The organism is Gelatiniphilus marinus, from assembly GCF_042684345.1.
GTDB classification, from domain to species: domain Bacteria; phylum Bacteroidota; class Bacteroidia; order Flavobacteriales; family Flavobacteriaceae; genus Gelatiniphilus; species Gelatiniphilus marinus.
In genome coordinates, this window is record NZ_JBHULK010000023.1 from 1 (window position 1) to 1,226 (window position 1,226).

Here is a 1,226-nt window from a genome sequence, read left to right on the forward strand (position 1 = left end):
CTTTAGTTTGTAATAAATAACTTTATATAGAAAAAGAGGAGAACTATAACGTGTTTTAGAATTACAGATCCATGACACGTACGAGTCCTCTCTTTCTATAGAGTTGCAAAGAACCATTTGGAATACCAGGCTTATAAGATCCCGATAAAGGAAGTAGTTTTTGCAACATATTTATTAACTCTAATTGTAAAAATATGAAAAATTACGAAGAAGTAGTAGGAATTGATGTCTCAAAAAAAACAATAGATGCTTACTGTTATCACAGTCAAGCACACAAAGAGTTTATCAATGATATTAGTGGTTACAAAAGCCTTGTAAAATGGGTTTTTAAAACTGTAAAAGGAGCTGATGTTTTTTATTGTTTTGAGAATACGGGTTATTATTCCTTAAAGTTAGCTCTTTACATGTCTAGCCAAAACATGGTTTACGTAGAGGAGAGTCCATTAAAAATTAAACGATCATCAGGAGTTGTAAAAGAGAAAACAGATCGATTGGATGCATGCCTAATAGCACGTTATGCTTGGTTGTACCGAGAAGAATTGGCGCCAAGTACAGTTAAAAGCTCTTCTCATTTGGAGTTAGGTAGATTGCTAGCTTTACGAGATCAATTGGTGCGCAATAATGCAGGTTTGAAAGGAACGTTGAAAGAGATAAAGGTGCTTTTGTCAAGTCCAACAACAGACGCTGGTTGTATAAGCTTAAAACGGAGCATTGATTACTTGGAAAAGCAAGTGAGAACAATAGAAACCAGGATAAAAGAGATTCTGTCAGCAGACACCTCTATGGAAAAGAACTATGAATTACTGACCAGTCTCAAAGGTGTTGGTTTAGTTGTAGCTAGCCAATTGATTTATCATACGGGAAACTTTACGCGCTTTGATAATTGGCGGGCCTTTTCAAGTTACTGCGGTACAGCGCCCTTTGAGCATCGTTCGGGAACCAGTATTCACCGTAGGAAACAATGTCATTATTTAGGCGATAGAAAAATGAAAAGCCTGTTGAGTATGGCAAGTGTATCTGCAATTCAGCACGACAGTGAATTACGTTTATATTATAAGAAAAAGTTAGCCGAAGGAAAAGATAAAATGATTGCCGTAAATAATGTTAGAAATAAACTAATAGCAAGAGCATTTGCAGTAGTTAAAAGAGGAACGCCATATGTTGTTCTCCAACAACATGCCGCATAAAAAAACTATATTTCGTTAGGATTTGACCTTGGAATACGT

Annotated in this window: 1 protein-coding gene; it reads left to right on the plus strand. The window is 35.8% G+C overall.

Annotated elements, in window-relative coordinates; genetic code table 11:
* Nucleotides 1-194: 194 nt before the first annotated feature.
* Nucleotides 195-1,187 carry an IS110 family transposase gene (locus ACFSQS_RS16120; RefSeq protein ID WP_388021249.1) on the plus strand — a complete coding sequence of 331 codons (993 nt, stop codon included), beginning with the start codon at nucleotides 195-197 and terminating at the stop codon, nucleotides 1,185-1,187.
* Nucleotides 1,188-1,226: the final 39 nt, after the last annotated feature.

Excerpts from the sequence above, each read along its gene's own strand:
- ACFSQS_RS16120 (WP_388021249.1), top strand. The coding sequence starts at position 195 with ATGAAAAATTACGAAGAAGTAGTAGGAATTGATGTCTCAAAAAAAACA.